The sequence below is a fragment of the Natrinema soli genome (assembly GCF_028618695.1).
Genome location: NZ_JAQIVI010000230.1, coordinates 1 through 17,391, shown reverse-complemented (window position 1 = coordinate 17,391; position 17,391 = coordinate 1). Strand labels below are relative to the sequence as shown.

The window sequence follows — 17,391 nt, the reverse complement described above, 5'->3', positions numbered from 1 at the left end:
TTAGACGCCTCCTTTGGCGGGTTTGGTGGTGATGTAGACCCCGTCCTGGAAGACGCGGGTGTCCTTGCCGCTGACCTTCGTCAACTGCTCGATGTCGGCCGCCGTCTGTCCGACGTCCTCCTTGTTGGGGCCGGACAGGACGAGCTGCTCCTCGTCGACGGCGACGTTTGTCTCACCGTGGATAGTCGTTCGTCGCGGTGCCTTTTCGCCGAGGAAGTTCTCGATGACGACCTCCTCGCCCTCCACGCGGACCTGCATCGGGAAGTGAGAGTAAAAGACTTCCATCTCGTACTCCCAGCCCTCGGTCACGCCGTGGATTGCGTTTCGGATGTGGCTCTCGAAGGTGCCGACGGTCGAATTCGTCTTCGCGTCCTCGGCACCGCTTTCGATGACCACCTGATCGTCGTCGGCCTCGACGGTCACGTCGGGGTACCAGAGGCGGCGCGTCACGCTGCCTTCCGGACCTTCGACGGTCACGTCGAACCGATCGACCTCGACGGTTACGTTCTCGGGGATTTCCAGTTCTACTCGCATGGTCAGTAGACGTATGCGATCACCTGGCCCCCAATACCCTGCTCGCGAGCCTCGTAGTGGCTCATAATGCCGCTGCTCGTCGTGACGACGAGCGCACCGAAGTCTCGAGCGGGGAGATAGCGCTTCTCCCACTTCTCGAAGTCCTCGGAGCCGACGGCGTAGCGGGGCTTGATGGGGCCGCACTGGTTGATCGCTCCTTTCAATTCGACCTCGAACTGACCGGCTTTACCGTCGTCGACGTACTCGAAGCCGTCGATGTACCCGCGGTCGTAGAAGACCTCGAGCACGCTGCCGATTTCGTTCGAGGCGGGCGTTACCTCGTGGGTGAGATGACCCACACTCTCGGCGTTATCTAGTCCCGAGAGCGCGTTACTGAGTGGATCGTTTCCGGTCATGTTATCGATACTTCCTGAATCCCATGTCGCGGGCGATCTCGCGGAAGCACTGCCGGCAGAGGTTGATGTCGTACTTTCCGACGAGTCCCTGCTCGCGGCCACAGCGCTGACAGGACTCGATCTGTCCCGTCCGCTTTGCTGCGTGCTCGCCCGTGCGGTCGTTTTCTGTTTCGCTTTCACTCATCGTCTGTGCCCTCTACGGTCACGTCGAAGTTCGCCTCGAGGAACGAAATAGCGTCCTCGGGGGTCAGTCGGTGGCTCGAGGGGATCGATCGGGTGGCCTTGTCGCGCTTGGCGATGCGGTAGCCCGGACGCACCAGGTTGACGGTGACGTCCAGCCCGTAGATCCCGACGTTCGGGTCGTACTCCTGGCTGGGGAAATCGGTGTGTTCCGCGACACCGAAGCTGAAGTTCCCCGTGTCGTCGAACTGCGACGACGAGATGTTCGCCAGGGGAAGCGCCGTCTCGAGGAAATCGCGTGCGTCCTGGTCGCGAAGGGTGACCTTCGCGCCGATCGGATCGCCCTGACGGATGCCGAAGTCGGGTTCGGTCCGTTTTGCCTGCGTGCGGACGCTCTCCTGACTCGTGACCTCCTCGATGATGTCCTCGGCCTTGCCGAGTTCGCGACCGCCCTGGCCGACGCCCATGTGGACGACGACTTTCTCGACGCGGGGCTCGCGCATTTCGTGGAAGTCAGCGTTGTCGGCTTCGCTCATTCGTCATCACCTGTGCTCGCGGATTCCGCATCCGCGTCGCCAGTGAAGTTCTCGTCGATGACGACGACGTACTCTTCGACGGTTTCGAAGCCGCCGTCGTCCATCGAGACGCCGACGTTGTTCGATCCGCTGCCCGGCGTGATGTCGATCGCGTCGATCTCGCCGACCTTGCCGCCGTGGTTGCCACGGACGGCCGTCACGAGCGCACCCTCCTCGTACGGGAAGTGCGCGACGACGGATTTGTCGTCGTTGTCGATGACGATCGAGTCCTTCGGTCGGTACTCGTCGGAATCGGTGAGGACGTTCGTTCCGTCGTGGAGCGTCAGCTGCGTGTCGCCGCCGGGAACCTGCTGTTTGCCCTCGATCTTGCCGAGGCGGCTCCCCGCTGCGTCCTCGTCGATTGCGGTCAGTGCGAGCCGACCGCCCTCGTCGGGGAAGACGCGGTAGTACTCCTCGAGAGCGGGGAAGGCGACGATGTCGAACATGCCGATCGGGCGCTGTTCGTCGTTGATCGCGTCCCCGTTAATGAGGATCGAATCCTCCGAGAGTGCGTAGCGCGCTTCCTTGCGCGAGTCCACGTAGCCGAGCACGTCCCGCAGGAGGACGACGAGCGGCACGCCATCCTCGCCGTGCGGGCCGGCACCGGCCTTCACCGTGAAGGTCTCGGTCTTTCGCTCGACCGGCCAGGACTTCGGAACCGACAGTCGCTTCTGGTGTTTCGTCATTCGGTATCACCTTCGAGACGCGCCTCGCGACGCTCGTCCTCGAGGTCGAGCTCCGTGAGACGGACGTTCGACGGGTCCAGCGGCCGCGGCACTTCCTCGCCGTCGGCCGTCTCGACGGTCACGTCCTCGACGTGGATGGTTCCATCCTCGAGGATCGCGCGCAGGACCTCGCCTTCGTCGCCGGCGTGGTCGCCGCGCATGACCTCGACCGTGTCGCCCGCGTTGACGCGGGTTCGACGGGTGTCGTACTCCTCGCGGAGGTCGTCGGACAGCGTCGCGTGCAGCTGCTTCCCTCGCTCGTGCAGCGGCGCGTTTCTCGTCTGCGTTCGCTGTTTGTGTGGTTGCGTGGTCATATCTATACGATCATCGTCGCCGTGCTGGCGATTGCTCCGAAGCGTTCCGCGACTTCGCGGGCGATGGGCCCCTTGATCTCCGTGCCGCGGGGCTCCTCGTTCTCGTCGATGATGACCGCCGCGTTGTCCTCGAACTTGAGGCGCGTGCCGTCCGGCCGGCGGATCGACTTCCGCTGGCGGACGACGACGGCCTCGAGGACCTGTCGGCGCATCTCCGGGGTACCCTTGGTGACCGAGACGGTCACCTTGTCACCGATCCCCGCCTTCGGCTGGCGGTTCTTGGTGCCGTGGTAGCCCGCGACGCTGATGACCTTCAGCTCACGTGCGCCGGTGTTGTCGGCGCACGTGACCAGGGATCCCTTCTTGAGTCCCTGCGTGACGTCGGCTTTCATCGCCTCCATCACTCGTCACCCTCGTCTTCGTCCGTCGCGAAGTCCTCGTCCGACAGCTCCGGCTCAGGCTCGGCCTGGCTCGTGAGTTCGGCGAGGTCCTCCGCGGTCGCTTCGGCGGTTACTTCGACGACCACGTGCGATTTCGTCTTCGACAGTGGTCGGGTCTCTGCGATCTTGACCGTGTCACCGACCGAGAGTGGCTCGAGCACGCCCGGTACGTGTGCCGGGATGCGCGAGCGTCGTTTCATGTGCCGGTCGTACTTCGGGACCGCCACATCGTACTCTCGCTCGACGACTACGGTCTTGTCCATGTCCGTGGAGACGACCGTCCCCTCGAGGATCTGTCCTCGAACGGAGAGGTCGCCGTAGAACGGACACTTCTCGTAGTCGTATTCCTCCGGATTGTTCGGTTCCGGAGGGGTTTCAACGTCTAGTCCTATTGCCATGGTGAGTCACCATTCGTTTCCGTGCGTCGGGCGGGCCGTGAGAGCAACCGCGATCCATCGACCGTAACGTAGGCTACGTCCTCGCCAGCGCAGTCCGCAGTGGGTGAGGATCGTTCCTCGGATCCCCCTGCGGGTTCAGTGTCGGCCAGTTTGGACGCAGTCCCCGACTCCTTCACGGAGTCGGCGGCTTCATCTGTGATCGCGAACTCGAACGTCGAGCCCGACTTCGGCACCATGACGACCCGGGACTCGCCGTCGTCGCGAACCTCTATCGAGAGGGTCTTCGTCGTCTCGATGACGACGCGACCCGCGAGGCCGACCCGCGAGGAGTCGTCGCTCTCGACGACTCGCACGGGGAGCCCGTTGAGTTCGTGTCGCGGCAGGGTCTCGGGTGTCAGTGCCATTGGTGTATCGTTATTCCGCGGTTGCTTCCGCTTCGTCCTCGAGATCGCCTTCTTCCCGCTGGATCGTCTTGATCCGCGCGACGGTGCGACCGAGTTCGCCGATGCGTCCCGGGTTCTCCGGGGCACCACCGGCGGCGAGGACGGACTTCTGGTTCAGCAGTTCGGTCTCGAGTTCCTCGAGTTCTTCCTCCCGTTCGGCGGGAGTCATGTCGCGGATCTCTTCGACGTGGAGGATCGCCATCAGGCGTCACCTCCCTCGTCTGGGTCCGCTTCGTCCGTCTCGGCTTCGTCCACGTCTGCAGCTGCCTCGTCCGTCTCCTCGTCCATCTCCTCGACGAGCTCTTCGGCTTCCGCTTCGACGTCTTCCTCGAGCTCTTCGAGCTCTTCGTCGACGTCCTCGTCGTCGGGGACTTCGACTTCGTCGAATTCCTCGTCGGCGTCGGCCTCGACCTCCGCTTCGATGACTTCCTCGACGACGTCTTCGTCAAGGTCGTCATCGGCGTCGGCGGCTTCGTCAGCCGCAGCTTCGGCATCGCCTTCGGTGGCCTCGGCCTCCTCGGGTTCGCCCTCGAGGAGTTCCTCGACGCCGCCTTCCGCGTTGACTTCGACGGCGTCCGGAACGACCTCTTCCGGATCCATGTCCTCGCTGACCTGGAAGTCGTCGGGGAGCTCGGCTCCCGGCGGGATGATCTTAACGTCGACGCCGATGGTGCCGAGTTTCATGACCGCGACGCCCTGACCGTGGTCGACGACCGTCTCGGCGGGCTCGCCGTTGTGCTTGATGTAGCCGCGGTTGAACTTCTCGACACGCGATCGCGCGCCGGTGACCTTCCCCGACAGGACGATCTCCGCGCCGAGTGCGCCGGCGTCCATGATCCGGTCGATCGTCGTGTGACCGGCCTTCCGGAAGTACCAACCGCGCTCGAGCGCGTTGGCCAGTCGGTCCGCGACGATCCGCGCGTTGAGGTCGGGTTCGTCGACCTCCTGCACGTCGATCTGGGGGTCCTCGAGGTTGAACTTCTCCTCTAAGGCCGTCGTGACCTTCCGGATGTTCTCGCCGCCTTTGCCGATGACCATCCCGGGCTTTTCGGCCTTGAGGACGATCTGGGTTCCCATCGGCGTCTTGGCGACGTCCATACCACCGTAGCCCGCGCGGCCGAGCTCTTCCTGGAAGAACTCGTCGATCTGGGACCGCTGCAGGCCGTTCTCGATGAATTGGTGTTCGTCAGCCATTAGCTATCGTCCTCCTCGTCTTCGACTTCTTCGACGACGATCTCCACGTCGACCTGTGGCGTGTTCCAGGCCGAGGCACGCCCCATCGCGCGGGGCTTGCGGCCCACGGACTCGCCGACCTTGTGGGCGGCGACGTGGACGATTTCCATCGACTCGCCGTCGAAGCCCTGATGATCCGCATTGGCTTCGACGTTCTCGAGCAGGTCGATGAACTCCTTGGAGACCTTCTCGGGGTACTTGCCGGCGTCCCAGCCGTCGATATCGGAGCGGTGACCCGCACCGGTGTTGTGGGACTTGAACGGCACCGACTGCTTCTCCTCGATTACGTCCTGAAGGTACGCTCGAGCCTCGCCGACGGTCTGGCCCTTGAGTTGCCGTGCGACCTCCTTGCTGTGCTTGTTGCTCATATGACGCTCCCGAAGCATGGCTTTCGCCGTGGCGTCGGGATCCGCGTCGACTGAGTAGTTGATTCCCATGCGTGGATCACTTCAGTGGGACGAACTTGGACGATCGGGTCGCGCCGATACCGGCCTGACCGTGCTCGACGGAGGTCCGCGTCAGCTGGAACTCGCCGAGGTAGTGGCCGATCATTTCGGGTTCGACGCGAACGCGCTCGAACGACTGTCCGGTGTAGACCTCGAAGGTCAGTCCGACGAACTCCGGCAGGATCGGCATATCCCGCAGGTGCGTTCGGATCGGGTCGTTCGCCGTCTCTTCTTCGCCCTTCTCGCTGGCCTCCGCTCGAAGCTTCTCCTTCTCGACGGAGAGGCCGCGTTCGATACTTCGCCGCTGTCGTGCGGGTAACAGTTCCACAACCTCGTCGAGCTCCATCGACTGCAGCTCCTCGAGCGTGTGACCGCGGTAGGTAAACTCACCTTCGCGGCCGGTTCGGTACTCCTGACTCATTTGTTGCCACCTCGACCGGTGGTTCGGGACGCGATGTCACCGACCTTCCGTCCCGGCGGGGCGTCCCGCGAGACGGACTTGGGTTTGCCGGGGTGCTGTCGGCCGCCACCACCGAAGGGGTGGTCGACGGCGTTCATCGCGACACCGCGGACGCGAGGCCACTTGGTGCCCCGGGCCTTCATCTTGTGATACTTGTTCCCCGCCTTGACGAACGGCTTCTCCGTACGGCCGCCACCGGCGACGACGCCGATAGTGGCGCGACACTGCGGATCGAGGCGTTTGACCTCGCCGCTGGGAAGCTGGACGACCGCGGCGTTGCGGTCGTGCGTGATCAGGTCCGCGTTTGTTCCCGAGGCGCGGGCGAACCGACCGCCGTCGCCCTGGTTCGCCTCGACGTTACAGACCGGCACTCCTTCGGGGATCTCCGCGAGCGGCAGCGTGTTGCCCGGCTTGATCTCCGCCGTGACGCCGACCTGGAGCTCCTCGCCGACGGAAATGCCCTCCGGCGCGAGGATCAGTCGCTGATCGCCGTCGTCGAACTCGACGGCGGCGATCGGCGCGGATCGAGCCGGATCGTGCTCGATGTCGACGACCGTCCCGCGGACGATGTCGTCGTCTTTCTCCTTCTTGTGCTCGAGGTCCGCCTTGTATCGGTGCGACGGGGCGCGGAACGTGGAGGTCCCGCGACCGCGTCGTTGTCCTTGAATGCGTCGTCCCATTCTCAGAACACCCCGATTCGCGAAGCGACTTCCTGTGCGTCGTCCTCCTCGGAGAGGCGGACGATCGCTTTCTTTTTACCCTTCATCGTTACCTGCGTGTTGACGTTCTCGACCGAGATCTCGAAGCGCTCTTGGACCTCGTCCCGAATCTGGGGCTTGGTCGCGTCCGGGTTGACGACGAACTGGAGCTTGTTCTCGAAGTCCATGTCGTTCATCGCCTTCTCCGTGACGAGTGGGTGTTCGATGACGCTCATCGGTCTGCCACCTCCTCGAGTGCGCTCTCGGTCCAGACGGTGAGTCGTCCCGGCTGTGCGCCGGGGGCGAGATCCTCCGCGTTGACCTCCGCGGCCGTCGTCACGTCCGCACCGGCGAGGTTCCGGGCCGCTCGCGACGGGCCGGTCTCGCTGGACGTGACGAAGAGGATCGACGTCGGCGTCTTGTACTTGCGGCCGCGGGCTTTCCCCTGACCGGAACGGACGCTGCGACCCTCGTCGGCGCGTTCGATGTCGTCCGCGAGGCCCGCTGCCTCGAGGAAGTCGACGACCGCTCGCGTCTTCTGGAGGTCCTCGAACTCGTCGTCGACGACGACGGGGAGCTCGGCGTCTTCGTCGAACTCGTGGCCGCGTTCGGCGACGAGTTCGGCGTCGGTCGTCGCAGCGATCGCGCTGCGGACGGCCAGTTTCTTTGCTTTCGTGTTGATCGATTCGGACTGGTCTTTCTCGGCTTTCGGCGGGTGCGCCTTGCGTCCCTTGACAGCCTGGGGAACGCGGCGAGCGCGACCCTCCTGTCGTGGAACGTGGGCCATCCCGCGGCCGCTACCGAACGATTCGGCCGGCGTTCGGAGGCCGGCGAACTCGTCGGCACCGTAGTCCTGTTTTCGGTTTGCCTGCGCGGCGCGCACGGCGCGGCCGATCAAGTCCGGGCGGTACGTGGTCTCGAAGACCGCCGGGAGCTCGACCGTGTCCGCGTCGTCGCCGTCCAGGTTTCGTACTGTTGCGTCCATGTGTTATCCCTGGTTGGATGCGGTGGAGACGTAGCGCACCTCGGGATCGAGGCGCGGCTGGTCTCCGGGTCGGATCGCCGGGCGGAAGCGTACGAGACGCTGTTGCGGCCCGGGGAGCGAGCCCTTGATCAGCGCGTGCGGTCCGTCGACTTCGCCGTAGTTGACGAAGCCGCCGTCGACCGTCGCGTCGGCGCCGTCGCCGATGTCGACGAGGCGCTTGTTCAGTTCCGTCCGCTGGTGGTAGCCGGTCTGCCCCTGCTGGGGAACCGTCGACCGAACGCGGGACGGGTTCCAGGGACCGAGGTTACCGATGCGGCGGCGCCATCCCTGCCGGGCGTGCTTGCCCTTTCGTTTCTGGACGCCCCATCGCTTGACGGGACCCTGGGTCCCTTTCCCTTTCGTGACGCCGCTCGCATCGACGTACTCGCCGGCGCGGAACACGTCGTTCATGACGTGCTCGCCACCGTCCTCGATCGTCTCGAGGGCGAAGTCGATGCGGTCGTCGACGGAGCCGCCGCCGACGCGCGTTTCCATCACGTCCGGTTTCTTCTTCGGCATCGAGGGCAGGTCCCCCGGAACCGTGTGGGTGATGACGCGAACGTCATCGACGCGACCCTCCTCGTGGAGGGAACGGAGCTCGTCCGTGGTCGCGCCGTTGTCGTTCTCGTCACCGGGAAGGTCGAGAACGCGATCGAGTTCGGGAACGAACTCGTCGGTCCAGACCTCGGTTATCGGCTTTTTACCATACGGCGTGTCTTCGTACGCTCGCAGAGCGACGGCGCGCATCGGCGGCGTCTCCACGATCGTCACGGGGACGGTCTCTTCCATCCCCTCGGTCGGCGAGTTCGCTGTATCGTCGACCATGACGACGTGGGTCATGCCGGCCTTGTAGCCTGCGAAACCCTGGAGCGTCGGCTGTCCGTCAGTGTCCGGCCACGAGTTGAAGCGCGGGACCTCGCTGGTCGCACGCTGTCGCGGGCCGAACCCGAGTGAGCCTTTGCGTGGTGTATTTGCTTGTGGCATTCTATCACTCTCTCAGTGAGAGGGGAGCGAGGGTGGCGAACAGAGCCTCCTCCGTCCGCACGACCTCGCTTCCCTGATCCGGAACCGTGTTTAGCCAGAGGTCGAACCCCGGATCGGCAGTGGGTTCGACTCCGTTATCCCCGTCGACGGCTGCGTCCTGTGCAGCGCCGACGGCGGATTCCTCGATTCCGAGGATAGCCGGCAGCCCTCTCTCGGGCGCGCCGAAGGCGACGGTCATCCCGTCGCGCTGAACGCGTCCGGCCAGCGTCTCGAGCCGCCCGACGGTGAGCTGCTCACCGAATCGGGAGGCCGCGATACGAACGCCGGCGTCCTCACGGCCGAGTGCTGCCTGCAGGTCCGTCTGCTCGATCGAAAGCCCCGGAAGGGGATCGTCGACGAGCTTCGCCCGGACCGGTCGTCGCGAATAGATCCTGACGGTCACGCGCTCCCCCTCCTCGACCGCCATGTTCGGCGGTACGTTGAGGGAGATCGGGTGTTGCAGTCCGCAATTGACCCGGACGCGCCCTTCAGGTCCGACCTCGGTCACGATTCCTTGTCTTGACGACCCCGAACCGGTAGATTCGGAGCCGGTCTGTGACATGGCGCGGAGCGGCGGTAGGATGCCCGCATACTCCAGTTCGTCACGCATCCCCCACGCCTCGTTGCGGAGGTACGGGGGCGTTGCGGCGTACCGCAACACGATGCTGACGAACCCGCCGTCGAATCGCCCGGTTTCCCCATCCCGATCGGGATAGACGACCAGGCGATCGGCCCGGAAGATCGTCGCCGCGCGGGCGACGTATCCAAGTTTGTGAGTTGCCTCGCGTTTGTCCTCGGCTTCCCGGCTGATCGACGACGGCACGAGTACGCTGACGGTCATACCGAAACGCTTCGGCGCCGCGTCACTAGACTGTAGCGATGTATTGCGGAGAGGGTCTTAAAAGAATAGCGGATTCGATTCCGGCTGTGAACGCCTCACACTCCCGAATTCGTGCCGAACGGACACACATTTATCCTCGGTAACCAGTTGCATCCGACATGGGATCTGATCCGGAGAATACTGCCGGATGTAGGCAGGAATTGGCAGTCGGATTACTCGAGAATCGGCATGCTGCGGCATGCCGATGCCGGGTCGATTCGCAACCCTTATACATCCGTCCGGCAGTAGATATGAGTGCAGCAGGGCGCTGGTAGTGTAGTGGTATCACGTGACCTTGCCATGGTCACAACCTGGGTTCAAATCCCAGCCAGCGCACTTCTACGGCGAACAATTTCGGCGAGCACCGCATAGCGTGTGCTCGCCATCTGTGAGCCGTGAAGTCACTCTGGATTTGAACGAGAGAAGTCGCAGCCTGCGAGCGAACGAAGTGATCGAGCAGGACCGCCTTCGCGTTGTTCAAATCCCAGCCAGTGTACCTCCCAACTCCCCATTTCTTATCGATTCGCTGAGTCGGAACACATTGGAACTCAGCATTTGGTGAGTGACCTCGAGATCACAGCTAAAACAGAAACAAGACCGACGATCGGACGCAACGTCCTCGAGCGACTGCGCTAATCGATAGTCACGACTTCCGGTCCGCCGTCGGATTGGCCGTCCTTCTCGGCGAGATCCTCGAGGGCCAGTTTCAGGTTCCACTTGTTGGCTTTCCAGAAGGCGTCGAAGAGCACGCCGAGGACGGGGACGGAGCCGATGACGGCGTCGACGCCGATGTTCGCGAGCATCCGAGCCAGCGTCGACCGGGAGACACCCATGCGAGCGGATTCGGCCACGAGATACAGCGAGACGACCGCTGCTGCGGTGTCGCCGGCCCCTGGGAGGATCCCGACGATCGGATCGAGCCCGATTTTGAAGTCCGTCCCAGGGACCCGGACCCCTTCGTCGAGAGCGTGCGCGACGACGCGCATCCGCTCGATCGCCGCCTCGTCGACGGCGGCGGGGAGGTCATTGCGGATTTCCTCGAGTTCCGAACTGAAATCGTCCGCTGAACCAGTTGCCATATGTCGAATTGAGCGTGTGTGTGGATAAGCCCGCGGGCGGCCGTGGCAAGCGATTCGCAGATCGGCCAGTCGCCATCGCCGTCCGAATCGGCCTCGAGCGGTCCCGGACTGCGATAGGAGCCACTGCCAGTCACTGCACACCCGATCGCACAGTCCGCGGTTCTCACTCACCGTTCGCGTTTCCGCGGTTCTCGCTCACTCTGTTCGCTCCGAACCGCGCCTCGCTCCGAACCGCGCCTTGCTCCGAACCGCACTCCTATCGTCCGATCGGTGTGTGAATCGTTTCAGAGCGCGCTATGGCGGATCGGGGCGTTCGATCGAGTACAAACGGATTACGACGGGAGGAGTCGCTTCGTCAGGCCCCGTCAGAACGGCTCCTCGTCCGATGAAGAGTGCCACGAAGCGGCTCCGTCAGCGCGGGCTCGAGGAAGCGTGATCGTCGCGACGGGAGGACTGCACGACCGAGTGAGAGAGCGAGTTCGATCGGCAACCACCGATTGCCGTCGCAAACGCTCGTAGTGTCGCGAGTATCATCGCCGTGACGCCGGAGACGAGGCGGGCAATCGATCGCTGGTAACGACGTTTTACGTATTATACTAATAGAGAACTGTATCTCACAGATGCGTACTGTTGTCAGCGACGAGTGGCTTTTATACTATGAGTACTACAGTCTAATACACGATTGAACGATCAGATATAGCAATGCAGACTGAACTCTCACCCGCAGACGGCACGGACGACCTCCAGTACGACCAGCCAAACGATCGATACGTTTTCCACCACGACGTCGACGGCACCGCCACCATCACCACCACGGTCGTCCACGCGCTCGCATCGATCGCGGACACCGACGTCTCGCAGGGGGAGTTCTCCCTGTACGATAGCGTCGACCCGGACGCGCTCGACCGCATCTTCAGCCAGAAGGCGGACGGCTCCGACCGCGCTGGCGGCCACGTCGCGTTCACCGCCCTCGAGCACGAGGTGTACGTCTACGCGAACGGCGACGTCATCATCTACCCGCCCGCGGAGACGCCCCGGACGCCCACCGCGAACTGACTCCCGGCAGTCACCACCCCGCTTCCAGCATCCACTCGTCGTTTTCCCCGTACTCGAACACCACACTGACCGCGAGCACCGTATCCGTCCGGATCTCACGAGTGGCCGCCGGTCACCCCTCACGCGGCGGTCTGCCGGGCACGGATTTAGGTCCCTCCCGATTGTCAGCGATTCGTATGGCGGTAGTCGCACTACTGAGCGTCGCACCGGTAATCGAGGACAGCATGGCCGGCGAGGTCGCGAAGGCCGTCGACGCCCTCGAGGAGTACGACGTCACCTACGAGACGAACCCGATGGGGACGGTGATCGAAGCCGAAACGACTGACGAACTCTTCGCGGCCGCGCAGGCGGCTCACGACGCCGTCGATGCCGACCGCGTGAGCACGGTCCTGAAAATCGACGACAAACGGACGCGGGACATCGACGCCGCGGAGAAGGTCTCGGCCGTCGAAGAACGGCTCGGGCGGCCTGCCCGAAATCGCGAGGAATAACGATTGTGCGAGGTCGCGAGATCGGCACCACTGCCACACGCGGACACCGCTCGAGACACATGTCCGAGTCAGACTACCCGAGGTAGAGTGCTCGAGTCCGTCGCGAGCATCGGTGGCTCGCCGACCGCTCGAAAGCACGAGAAACCGTCGAGTGAAGGCGAAGGGGGATCGCGTCCCTCGTCAGACGGCGGTCAGACACGAACGGACAAACGGTTTTACCACGGGGCCTGAATTCGATCGCATGGAAAGTCTCAATCGAATGGCGATCGAGCTGGTCGACGAGGCCCTCGACTACGCCGAGGAGTTGAATATCGGGGGCTACGACCTCGAGAACGAATCGACGGTACTCGACTTCGGCCTCGAGTTCGACGGCGGTATCGAGGCCGGGCTCCTGTTGACCGAAATTCAGACGGCGGGGATGGCGACGCCGAGCTACGAACTCGGCGAACTCGGCGACGCGTCGATCCCCTTCGTCGAGCTGTCGACGGATCAGCCGGCGCTCTCGCTGCTGTGTTCCCAGAAGGCGGGCTGGGAAGTGCTGGCCGAGGACTTCGAGGGGCTCGGCAGCGGTCCCGCCCGAGCGCTGGTGGCCGAAGAGGAGGAGTTCCGCCGCATCGGCTACACCGACGCCTTCGACCTGACGGCGCTGGCCATCGAGACGGACGCGGATCCGACCGAGTCCGTGGCCGAGCACGTCGCCGAGCGCGCCGAGGTCGAGACGAGCAGCGTGTTCCTGCTGGCCTATCCGACCGCGAGCCTCGCGGGTAGCATCACGAACGCCGCCCGCGCGGCCGAACTCGCAACGTTCCGGCTCTCGGAGCTCGGATACGATCCCCTCGACATCGTCTCTGCGACGGGGCGCGCACCGGTCGCACCCGTCGCGGGGGACGAACGGACGGCCATCGCACGGACGAACGACGCGATCGCCTACGGCGGGCGCGCACACCTCACGGTCCGTGAGGACGCCGACATCTTCGACTCGGTACCCTCGACCGCCGCCGAGGATCACGGCCGGCCGTTCGGCGAGATCTTCGACGACCTCGAGTGGAACTTCTCGGAGGTGCCGTCGGATCTCTTCGCGCCCGCGGCGGTGACGATCGACGTGATCGGCGGGCCGACGTACGTCCACGGCGAAACGGACGAGGAGATCCTCGTCGATTCCTTCGATCTGTAGCCGTGCGGTTCAAGCCGGTCACCGAACCGCCCGCGGATCTCGCCGCGGTCGAGACGGTCCATCGCGCCCTCCCCGCGGCCGCCGGTGACGCCGACGACTGCTGTCGACTCCTCGTCGACGAGATGCCCCTCGAAACGCGCGAGAAGCGGCGACGTGGCTCACCTTCCTACGTGCGCTCGAGCCCGATCGACTCCGTCGGGCGTTTCGAGAGCGGGTGGACGGAGCCGACGCAGTGCTTTCAGTGCTCGAGCGAACCGACGGCTCACTGACTGCCGCCGAAGGAAATCAGCGCGAACGGATCGAACGGCTGCTCGAGTGGGCCGTCCTGCTCGGTCTCGCAGAGAAGACGGAAGGCGAGATATCGATCCGCGCCCACGCGTTGGTAGGCGCGGGAAGAAAACCTATTCGTCGGAGAGGCGGCCGGGAGACCACTCGCCGTCGATCTCCTCGTGCGTGAACGGTTTGGCGTCCTCGCCGGCGTACGTGGCGACGAGCTGGCCGTCGCCCTCGAGGTGGTACCTGTAGGTGGTCAGTCCCTCGAGACCGACGGGACCGCGGGCGTGGATCTTGCCCGTGCTGATGCCGACCTCGGCACCGAGACCGAACCGGTAGCCGTCGGCGAAGCGGGTCGAGGCGTTGTGGAAGACGCTCGCGGAGTCGAGACTCCGCATGAAGGTGCTCGCGCGCTCTTCGTCCTCGGTCACGATCGACTCGGTGTGCTTCGAGCCGTGGGTGGTGACGTGATCGATCGCGGTCTCGAGCGAGTCGACGACCCGGATCGAGACGATCAGATCGCCGTACTCGGTATCCCAGTCCGCGTCGGTCGCGGCCTCGACGTCGACGATCTCGCGGGTGCGCTCGTCGCCGCGAATCTCGACGTCGGCGGTCTCGTAGCGGTCCGCGATCGCCGGCAGGAACGCCGCGGCGATATCGTCGTGGACCAGCAGCGTCTCGACGGCGTTGCACACTGCGGGGTACTGGACCTTCGCGTCGTAGGCGATATCTTCGGCCATCGAGAGGTCGGCCGCATCGTCGACGTAGACGTGGCAGATCCCCTCCGTGTGGCCGAGGACCGGGATACTCGTGTTGTCCTGGATGTAGCTCACGAACTCGGAGCTTCCCCGGGGCATGAGGAGGTCGATCGCGTCGTCCATCTCGAGCAGGGCGTCGACGTCCTCGCGGGCCTCGACGTGCTGTGCCCAGCCGTCGGGGATGTCGGCGTCGGCGGACGCCGCGGCCGCTTCGATGATCTCGAAGAGGATTCGATTCGAGTGCAGGGCCTCGCTTCCCCCCTTCAGAATGACCGCGTTCCCCGATCTGAGTGCGAGCGCGGCGATCTGGACGAGCGCGTCGGGGCGGGACTCGAAGACGGTCCCGACGACGCCGATCGGGACGGCGACCTTGTACAGTTCGAGGTCCTCGTCGAGTTCCCGGGCCGAGAGCGTCTTGCCCAGCGGATCGTCCTGCCCGGCGACGCTGCGGACCATCGCCGCGATGCTCTCGATCTTCGATTCCGAGAGCTTCAGCCGATCGACGAGGGCCTGCGTGTACTCGCCCTCCGCGAGTAGCCGCTCGCCTTCCTCGACGTCTTTCTCGTTTTCCGCGAGGATCTCGTCGGTTCGCGCTTCGATCGCGTCGGCGATCTCGTGAAGCGCCCCGCTCCGCTCCGCGTCGGACAGTTTCGCGAGCTCGAGGGCCGCGGTCTGTGCCTCGTCGACGTCTCGTTCGATGTCGGTCTCAGTCATCGCGCACACCGTTGATGGGGAGGAATACGGTTCCCACGGGCTTGGCAGTAGCGATCTTTGCGAGGATGTCGGGCTCGGTGGACTTTGCGATGACGGCCGGGGTTCCGTGCTCGCTGACGTCGCGCGCGCCCTCGACTTTCGTCTGGATGCCGCCGAACCCGTCGGACGTGCTCTCGGAGATGATCTCCTGGACCGTGTCGTAGTTGGTGCCGACCGCTTCGATGCGTTCGGCGTCGGGGTCGCGCTTCGGGTTACCGGTGTAGACGCCGCCGACGTCGGTCAGCGTGACCAGCAGGTCCGCATCGATCCCGATCGTCGTCGCCGCCGAGAGCATGTCGTTGTCGCCGATCCGGATCTCCTCGGTCGCGACCGCGTCGTTCTCGTTGATGATCGGAACGACGCCCCACTCCAGCAGCGTCTCGATCGTGTTCCGGAGGTTCGTGAACCGTTCGGGGTTCTCGAGGTCGTGTTGGGTCAGCAGGAGCTGGGCGACCTTCCGGTCGTAGCGCGCGAAGCTCTCGGTGTAGCGGTGCATGAGGTGGCTCTGACCGACGGTCGACAGCGCCTGGGACTCCTCGACGGTGCCGGTCGACGCCCCGACCCGGCCCGTGCCGGCCCCGATCGCACCCGACGAGACGAGGATGACCTCCTTGTCGCGGGAGAGGAGGTCCTCGAGGTCGTCGACGAGCTTGTCGAGCTTCTCGTCGTCGAGGTTTGAGTCGGCGTCGGTCAGGGAGTTCGTCCCCGCCTTGACGATCACGCGGTCCGCGTCGGCCGCCAGCCGTCGCGCCGCCGCGACGTCCCCTTCCTCGAGTTCGCTACTCATTGTCCTCACTGTCGAATTCGGCCGCGAGTTCCGCCGAGCGTTCTTCGGCCGCCGTCACCGCCGCGGCGACGTCGGCATCGGCGTCGCTGTCCCAGAGGACTTCCATTCCTTCGATCGTCGTCCCGTTGGGCGAACAGACGGCGTCGATCAGTTCCTCGACGCTCCGGTCCGCCCGGAGGACGGTCTCGGCGGCCCCCTTGAACGTCTGAGCGGCCAGCGTCTCGGCGTCGTCGGCCGCGAGGCCGCCCTCGACGCCCGCGTCCGCCATCGCCCGGATGAGATAGAAGACGAATGCGGGGCCGCTCCCGTTGACGGCGGTGGCGATGTCCATCCGCTCCTCGTCGACCTCGGCGAACTCGCCGACGTCGTCGAGCAGTTCTCGCACGTCGTCCGTGACGGCGTCACCGGTGACGGCCGCCGCCATATCCCCCGTCTCAGCCGCGAGATTCGGCATGATCCGAACCACGTTCGCGTCGGTCCGCGCTTCGACGTAGTCGGTGGAGACGCCCGCAGCGATCGAGATCAGCGTCTGCTCGGGCGAGAGCTCCAGCTCCTCGAGAACCGCGCCGACGATGTCCGGTTTGACCGCGACGATCACGACGTCGGCGTCGGCCGCCTCCGAAACGTCCGAGGTCGTTCGGTCGACGTAGTCGGCGACCGACTCGAGTGCGTCGGGATCGAGATCGCACGCTGTCACCGTGTGGTTCCCGGTCCGCCAGAGCCCCTTGATCAGGGCGCTCCCCATGTTGCCACAACCGATAACGCTCGTCTGTACCATCTTATCTAGGGTGTGGAGCCGAGGCGGACATACCAACTTTGGTTTCGATCGGCCGCCGCGATATCGATCGATCCGCGTCTTCGCTCGAGGTCGCCGGTAACCGACGGTGTTTAAAGAAGACCGCGTTTCCGAGGGGTCACGCTGAGGCGTCTCCGTAGCGATGCCTCCGGTAGAGATCATGTGTGGTTTTTCCTCGCAGACGACAGGGCGAACGCGACGGGGCGATGGCGCGCTCGAGACGAGAGCGCGATGCGATCGGTCCGCGACGGAGGTGCGGTGATCGGCGATGCAGGCCGAATACTACGATCGGGAACGTTACGACGTCGGTGACTCCGTCCTCGAGCGCCACCGTTCGGCGGCGGAGACGGTTCTCTCGCACGACCGGTACGGCCACCTGATCGACGGCGACTGGGTCGACGCCGCCGATGGCGAGGAGGGACGGGCGATCGACGCGACCACGGGCGAAGCGCTCGC

26 protein-coding genes, 1 tRNA gene and 1 pseudogene are annotated in these 17,391 nt (G+C 64.7%); 6 read left to right on the top strand and 22 right to left on the bottom strand.

Going from position 1 to position 17,391, the window contains the following annotated elements; genetic code table 11:
* From PGX04_RS15035 to PGX04_RS14950, 18 genes are read right to left on the bottom strand one after another with little or no spacing between them, the layout of a single operon-like run.
* A complete protein-coding gene (locus PGX04_RS15035) occupies window positions 1-534 on the bottom strand; it encodes a 50S ribosomal protein L6 (RefSeq protein WP_273739248.1) in 534 nt (177 codons plus the stop codon).
* Window positions 535-536: 2 nt separating this feature from the next.
* Window positions 537-929, bottom strand: a complete 393-nt coding sequence (locus tag PGX04_RS15030; protein ID WP_098725838.1) for a 30S ribosomal protein S8 — start codon at window positions 927-929, stop codon at window positions 537-539.
* 1 nt (window position 930) lies between these two features.
* Window positions 931-1,113 carry a 30S ribosomal protein S14 gene (locus PGX04_RS15025; protein ID WP_098725837.1) on the bottom strand — a complete coding sequence of 61 codons (183 nt, stop codon included), beginning with the start codon at window positions 1,111-1,113 and terminating at the stop codon, window positions 931-933.
* Window positions 1,106-1,645 carry a 50S ribosomal protein L5 gene (locus tag PGX04_RS15020; protein WP_273739247.1) on the bottom strand — a complete coding sequence of 180 codons (540 nt, stop codon included), beginning with the start codon at window positions 1,643-1,645 and terminating at the stop codon, window positions 1,106-1,108. Before PGX04_RS15020 ends, PGX04_RS15025 begins: the two co-directional genes overlap by 8 nt.
* A complete protein-coding gene (locus PGX04_RS15015) occupies window positions 1,642-2,370 on the bottom strand; it encodes a 30S ribosomal protein S4e (protein WP_273739246.1) in 729 nt (242 codons plus the stop codon). Before PGX04_RS15015 ends, PGX04_RS15020 begins: the two co-directional genes overlap by 4 nt.
* Window positions 2,367-2,723: a 50S ribosomal protein L24 gene (rplX, locus tag PGX04_RS15010; protein ID WP_273739245.1), complete on the bottom strand. Its 357-nt coding sequence runs from the start codon at window positions 2,721-2,723 to the stop codon at window positions 2,367-2,369. Before rplX ends, PGX04_RS15015 begins: the two co-directional genes overlap by 4 nt.
* A gap of 2 nt (window positions 2,724-2,725) precedes the next feature.
* Window positions 2,726-3,124: a 50S ribosomal protein L14 gene (locus PGX04_RS15005; RefSeq protein WP_006180012.1), complete on the bottom strand. Its 399-nt coding sequence runs from the start codon at window positions 3,122-3,124 to the stop codon at window positions 2,726-2,728.
* Window positions 3,124-3,561: a 30S ribosomal protein S17 gene (locus tag PGX04_RS15000; RefSeq protein ID WP_098725833.1), complete on the bottom strand. Its 438-nt coding sequence runs from the start codon at window positions 3,559-3,561 to the stop codon at window positions 3,124-3,126. Before PGX04_RS15000 ends, PGX04_RS15005 begins: the two co-directional genes overlap by 1 nt.
* Window positions 3,552-3,965, bottom strand: a complete 414-nt coding sequence (locus tag PGX04_RS14995) for a ribonuclease P protein component 1 (protein ID WP_273739243.1) — start codon at window positions 3,963-3,965, stop codon at window positions 3,552-3,554. Before PGX04_RS14995 ends, PGX04_RS15000 begins: the two co-directional genes overlap by 10 nt.
* 10 nt (window positions 3,966-3,975) lie before the next feature.
* Window positions 3,976-4,206, bottom strand: a complete 231-nt coding sequence (gene rpmC, locus PGX04_RS14990; protein WP_273739242.1) for a 50S ribosomal protein L29 — start codon at window positions 4,204-4,206, stop codon at window positions 3,976-3,978.
* Window positions 4,206-5,198 carry a 30S ribosomal protein S3 gene (locus PGX04_RS14985; protein ID WP_273739241.1) on the bottom strand — a complete coding sequence of 331 codons (993 nt, stop codon included), beginning with the start codon at window positions 5,196-5,198 and terminating at the stop codon, window positions 4,206-4,208. The genes rpmC and PGX04_RS14985 overlap by 1 nt, the downstream gene beginning before the upstream one ends.
* Window positions 5,198-5,674 carry a 50S ribosomal protein L22 gene (locus PGX04_RS14980; RefSeq protein ID WP_273739240.1) on the bottom strand — a complete coding sequence of 159 codons (477 nt, stop codon included), beginning with the start codon at window positions 5,672-5,674 and terminating at the stop codon, window positions 5,198-5,200. Before PGX04_RS14980 ends, PGX04_RS14985 begins: the two co-directional genes overlap by 1 nt.
* A gap of 7 nt (window positions 5,675-5,681) precedes the next feature.
* Entirely contained in the window at window positions 5,682-6,104 is a 423-nt protein-coding gene (locus tag PGX04_RS14975) for a 30S ribosomal protein S19 (RefSeq protein ID WP_273739239.1), read from the bottom strand.
* Window positions 6,101-6,823 (bottom strand): 50S ribosomal protein L2, encoded by a 723-nt coding sequence (locus PGX04_RS14970; RefSeq protein WP_273739238.1) that lies wholly within the window; start codon window positions 6,821-6,823, stop codon window positions 6,101-6,103. Before PGX04_RS14970 ends, PGX04_RS14975 begins: the two co-directional genes overlap by 4 nt.
* Window positions 6,824-6,825: 2 nt before the next feature.
* Complete coding sequence (locus PGX04_RS14965) at window positions 6,826-7,077, bottom strand: 50S ribosomal protein L23 (protein WP_273739237.1); 252 nt, start codon at window positions 7,075-7,077, stop codon at window positions 6,826-6,828.
* Entirely contained in the window at window positions 7,074-7,826 is a 753-nt protein-coding gene (gene rpl4p, locus PGX04_RS14960; RefSeq protein ID WP_273739236.1) for a 50S ribosomal protein L4, read from the bottom strand. Before rpl4p ends, PGX04_RS14965 begins: the two co-directional genes overlap by 4 nt.
* Before the next feature lie 3 nt (window positions 7,827-7,829).
* Window positions 7,830-8,849 (bottom strand): 50S ribosomal protein L3, encoded by a 1,020-nt coding sequence (locus PGX04_RS14955; RefSeq protein ID WP_273739235.1) that lies wholly within the window; start codon window positions 8,847-8,849, stop codon window positions 7,830-7,832.
* A 4-nt stretch (window positions 8,850-8,853) separates the two neighbouring features.
* Window positions 8,854-9,729, bottom strand: coding sequence for an RNA methyltransferase (locus PGX04_RS14950; RefSeq protein ID WP_273739234.1), 876 nt, complete (start codon window positions 9,727-9,729; stop codon window positions 8,854-8,856).
* A gap of 304 nt (window positions 9,730-10,033) precedes the next feature.
* Here PGX04_RS14950 and PGX04_RS14945 point away from each other — a divergent pair.
* Window positions 10,034-10,104 (top strand) — tRNA-Gly (locus PGX04_RS14945).
* Window positions 10,105-10,400: 296 nt separating this feature from the next.
* On the opposite strand, the gene PGX04_RS14940 is transcribed toward PGX04_RS14945, so the two are convergent.
* A complete protein-coding gene (locus PGX04_RS14940; protein ID WP_273739233.1) occupies window positions 10,401-10,847 on the bottom strand; it encodes a DUF4112 domain-containing protein in 447 nt (148 codons plus the stop codon).
* A gap of 702 nt (window positions 10,848-11,549) precedes the next feature.
* Between PGX04_RS14940 and PGX04_RS14935 the strand changes: the two genes are divergently transcribed.
* The 4 genes from PGX04_RS14935 to PGX04_RS14920 all read left to right on the top strand — a co-directional run bounded on the left by PGX04_RS14935 (window position 11,550) and on the right by PGX04_RS14920 (window position 13,837).
* Window positions 11,550-11,903 (top strand): HalOD1 output domain-containing protein, encoded by a 354-nt coding sequence (locus PGX04_RS14935; protein WP_273739232.1) that lies wholly within the window; start codon window positions 11,550-11,552, stop codon window positions 11,901-11,903.
* A 176-nt stretch (window positions 11,904-12,079) separates the two neighbouring features.
* The gene (locus PGX04_RS14930; RefSeq protein WP_273739231.1) at window positions 12,080-12,394 is read left to right on the top strand and encodes an MTH1187 family thiamine-binding protein; all 315 of its coding nucleotides are present in this window, start codon (window positions 12,080-12,082) and stop codon (window positions 12,392-12,394) included.
* Between the two features lie 241 nt (window positions 12,395-12,635).
* Window positions 12,636-13,568, top strand: a complete 933-nt coding sequence (mch, locus tag PGX04_RS14925) for a methenyltetrahydromethanopterin cyclohydrolase (protein ID WP_273739230.1) — start codon at window positions 12,636-12,638, stop codon at window positions 13,566-13,568.
* A gap of 2 nt (window positions 13,569-13,570) precedes the next feature.
* A complete protein-coding gene (locus PGX04_RS14920; RefSeq protein WP_377042797.1) occupies window positions 13,571-13,837 on the top strand; it encodes a double winged helix-containing putative transcriptional regulator in 267 nt (88 codons plus the stop codon).
* 132 nt (window positions 13,838-13,969) lie between these two features.
* On the opposite strand, the gene PGX04_RS14915 is transcribed toward PGX04_RS14920, so the two are convergent.
* From PGX04_RS14915 to proC, 3 genes are read right to left on the bottom strand one after another with little or no spacing between them, the layout of a single operon-like run.
* Entirely contained in the window at window positions 13,970-15,313 is a 1,344-nt protein-coding gene (locus PGX04_RS14915) for a glutamate-5-semialdehyde dehydrogenase (RefSeq protein ID WP_273739229.1), read from the bottom strand.
* The gene (gene proB / locus PGX04_RS14910; RefSeq protein WP_273739228.1) at window positions 15,306-16,139 is read right to left on the bottom strand and encodes a glutamate 5-kinase; all 834 of its coding nucleotides are present in this window, start codon (window positions 16,137-16,139) and stop codon (window positions 15,306-15,308) included. Before proB ends, PGX04_RS14915 begins: the two co-directional genes overlap by 8 nt.
* A complete protein-coding gene (gene proC, locus PGX04_RS14905; RefSeq protein ID WP_273739227.1) occupies window positions 16,132-16,917 on the bottom strand; it encodes a pyrroline-5-carboxylate reductase in 786 nt (261 codons plus the stop codon). Before proC ends, proB begins: the two co-directional genes overlap by 8 nt.
* A gap of 286 nt (window positions 16,918-17,203) precedes the next feature.
* Between proC and PGX04_RS14900 the strand changes: the two are divergent.
* Window positions 17,204-17,391 (top strand): annotated as a pseudogene (locus PGX04_RS14900) (aldehyde dehydrogenase family protein); the annotation flags it as partial.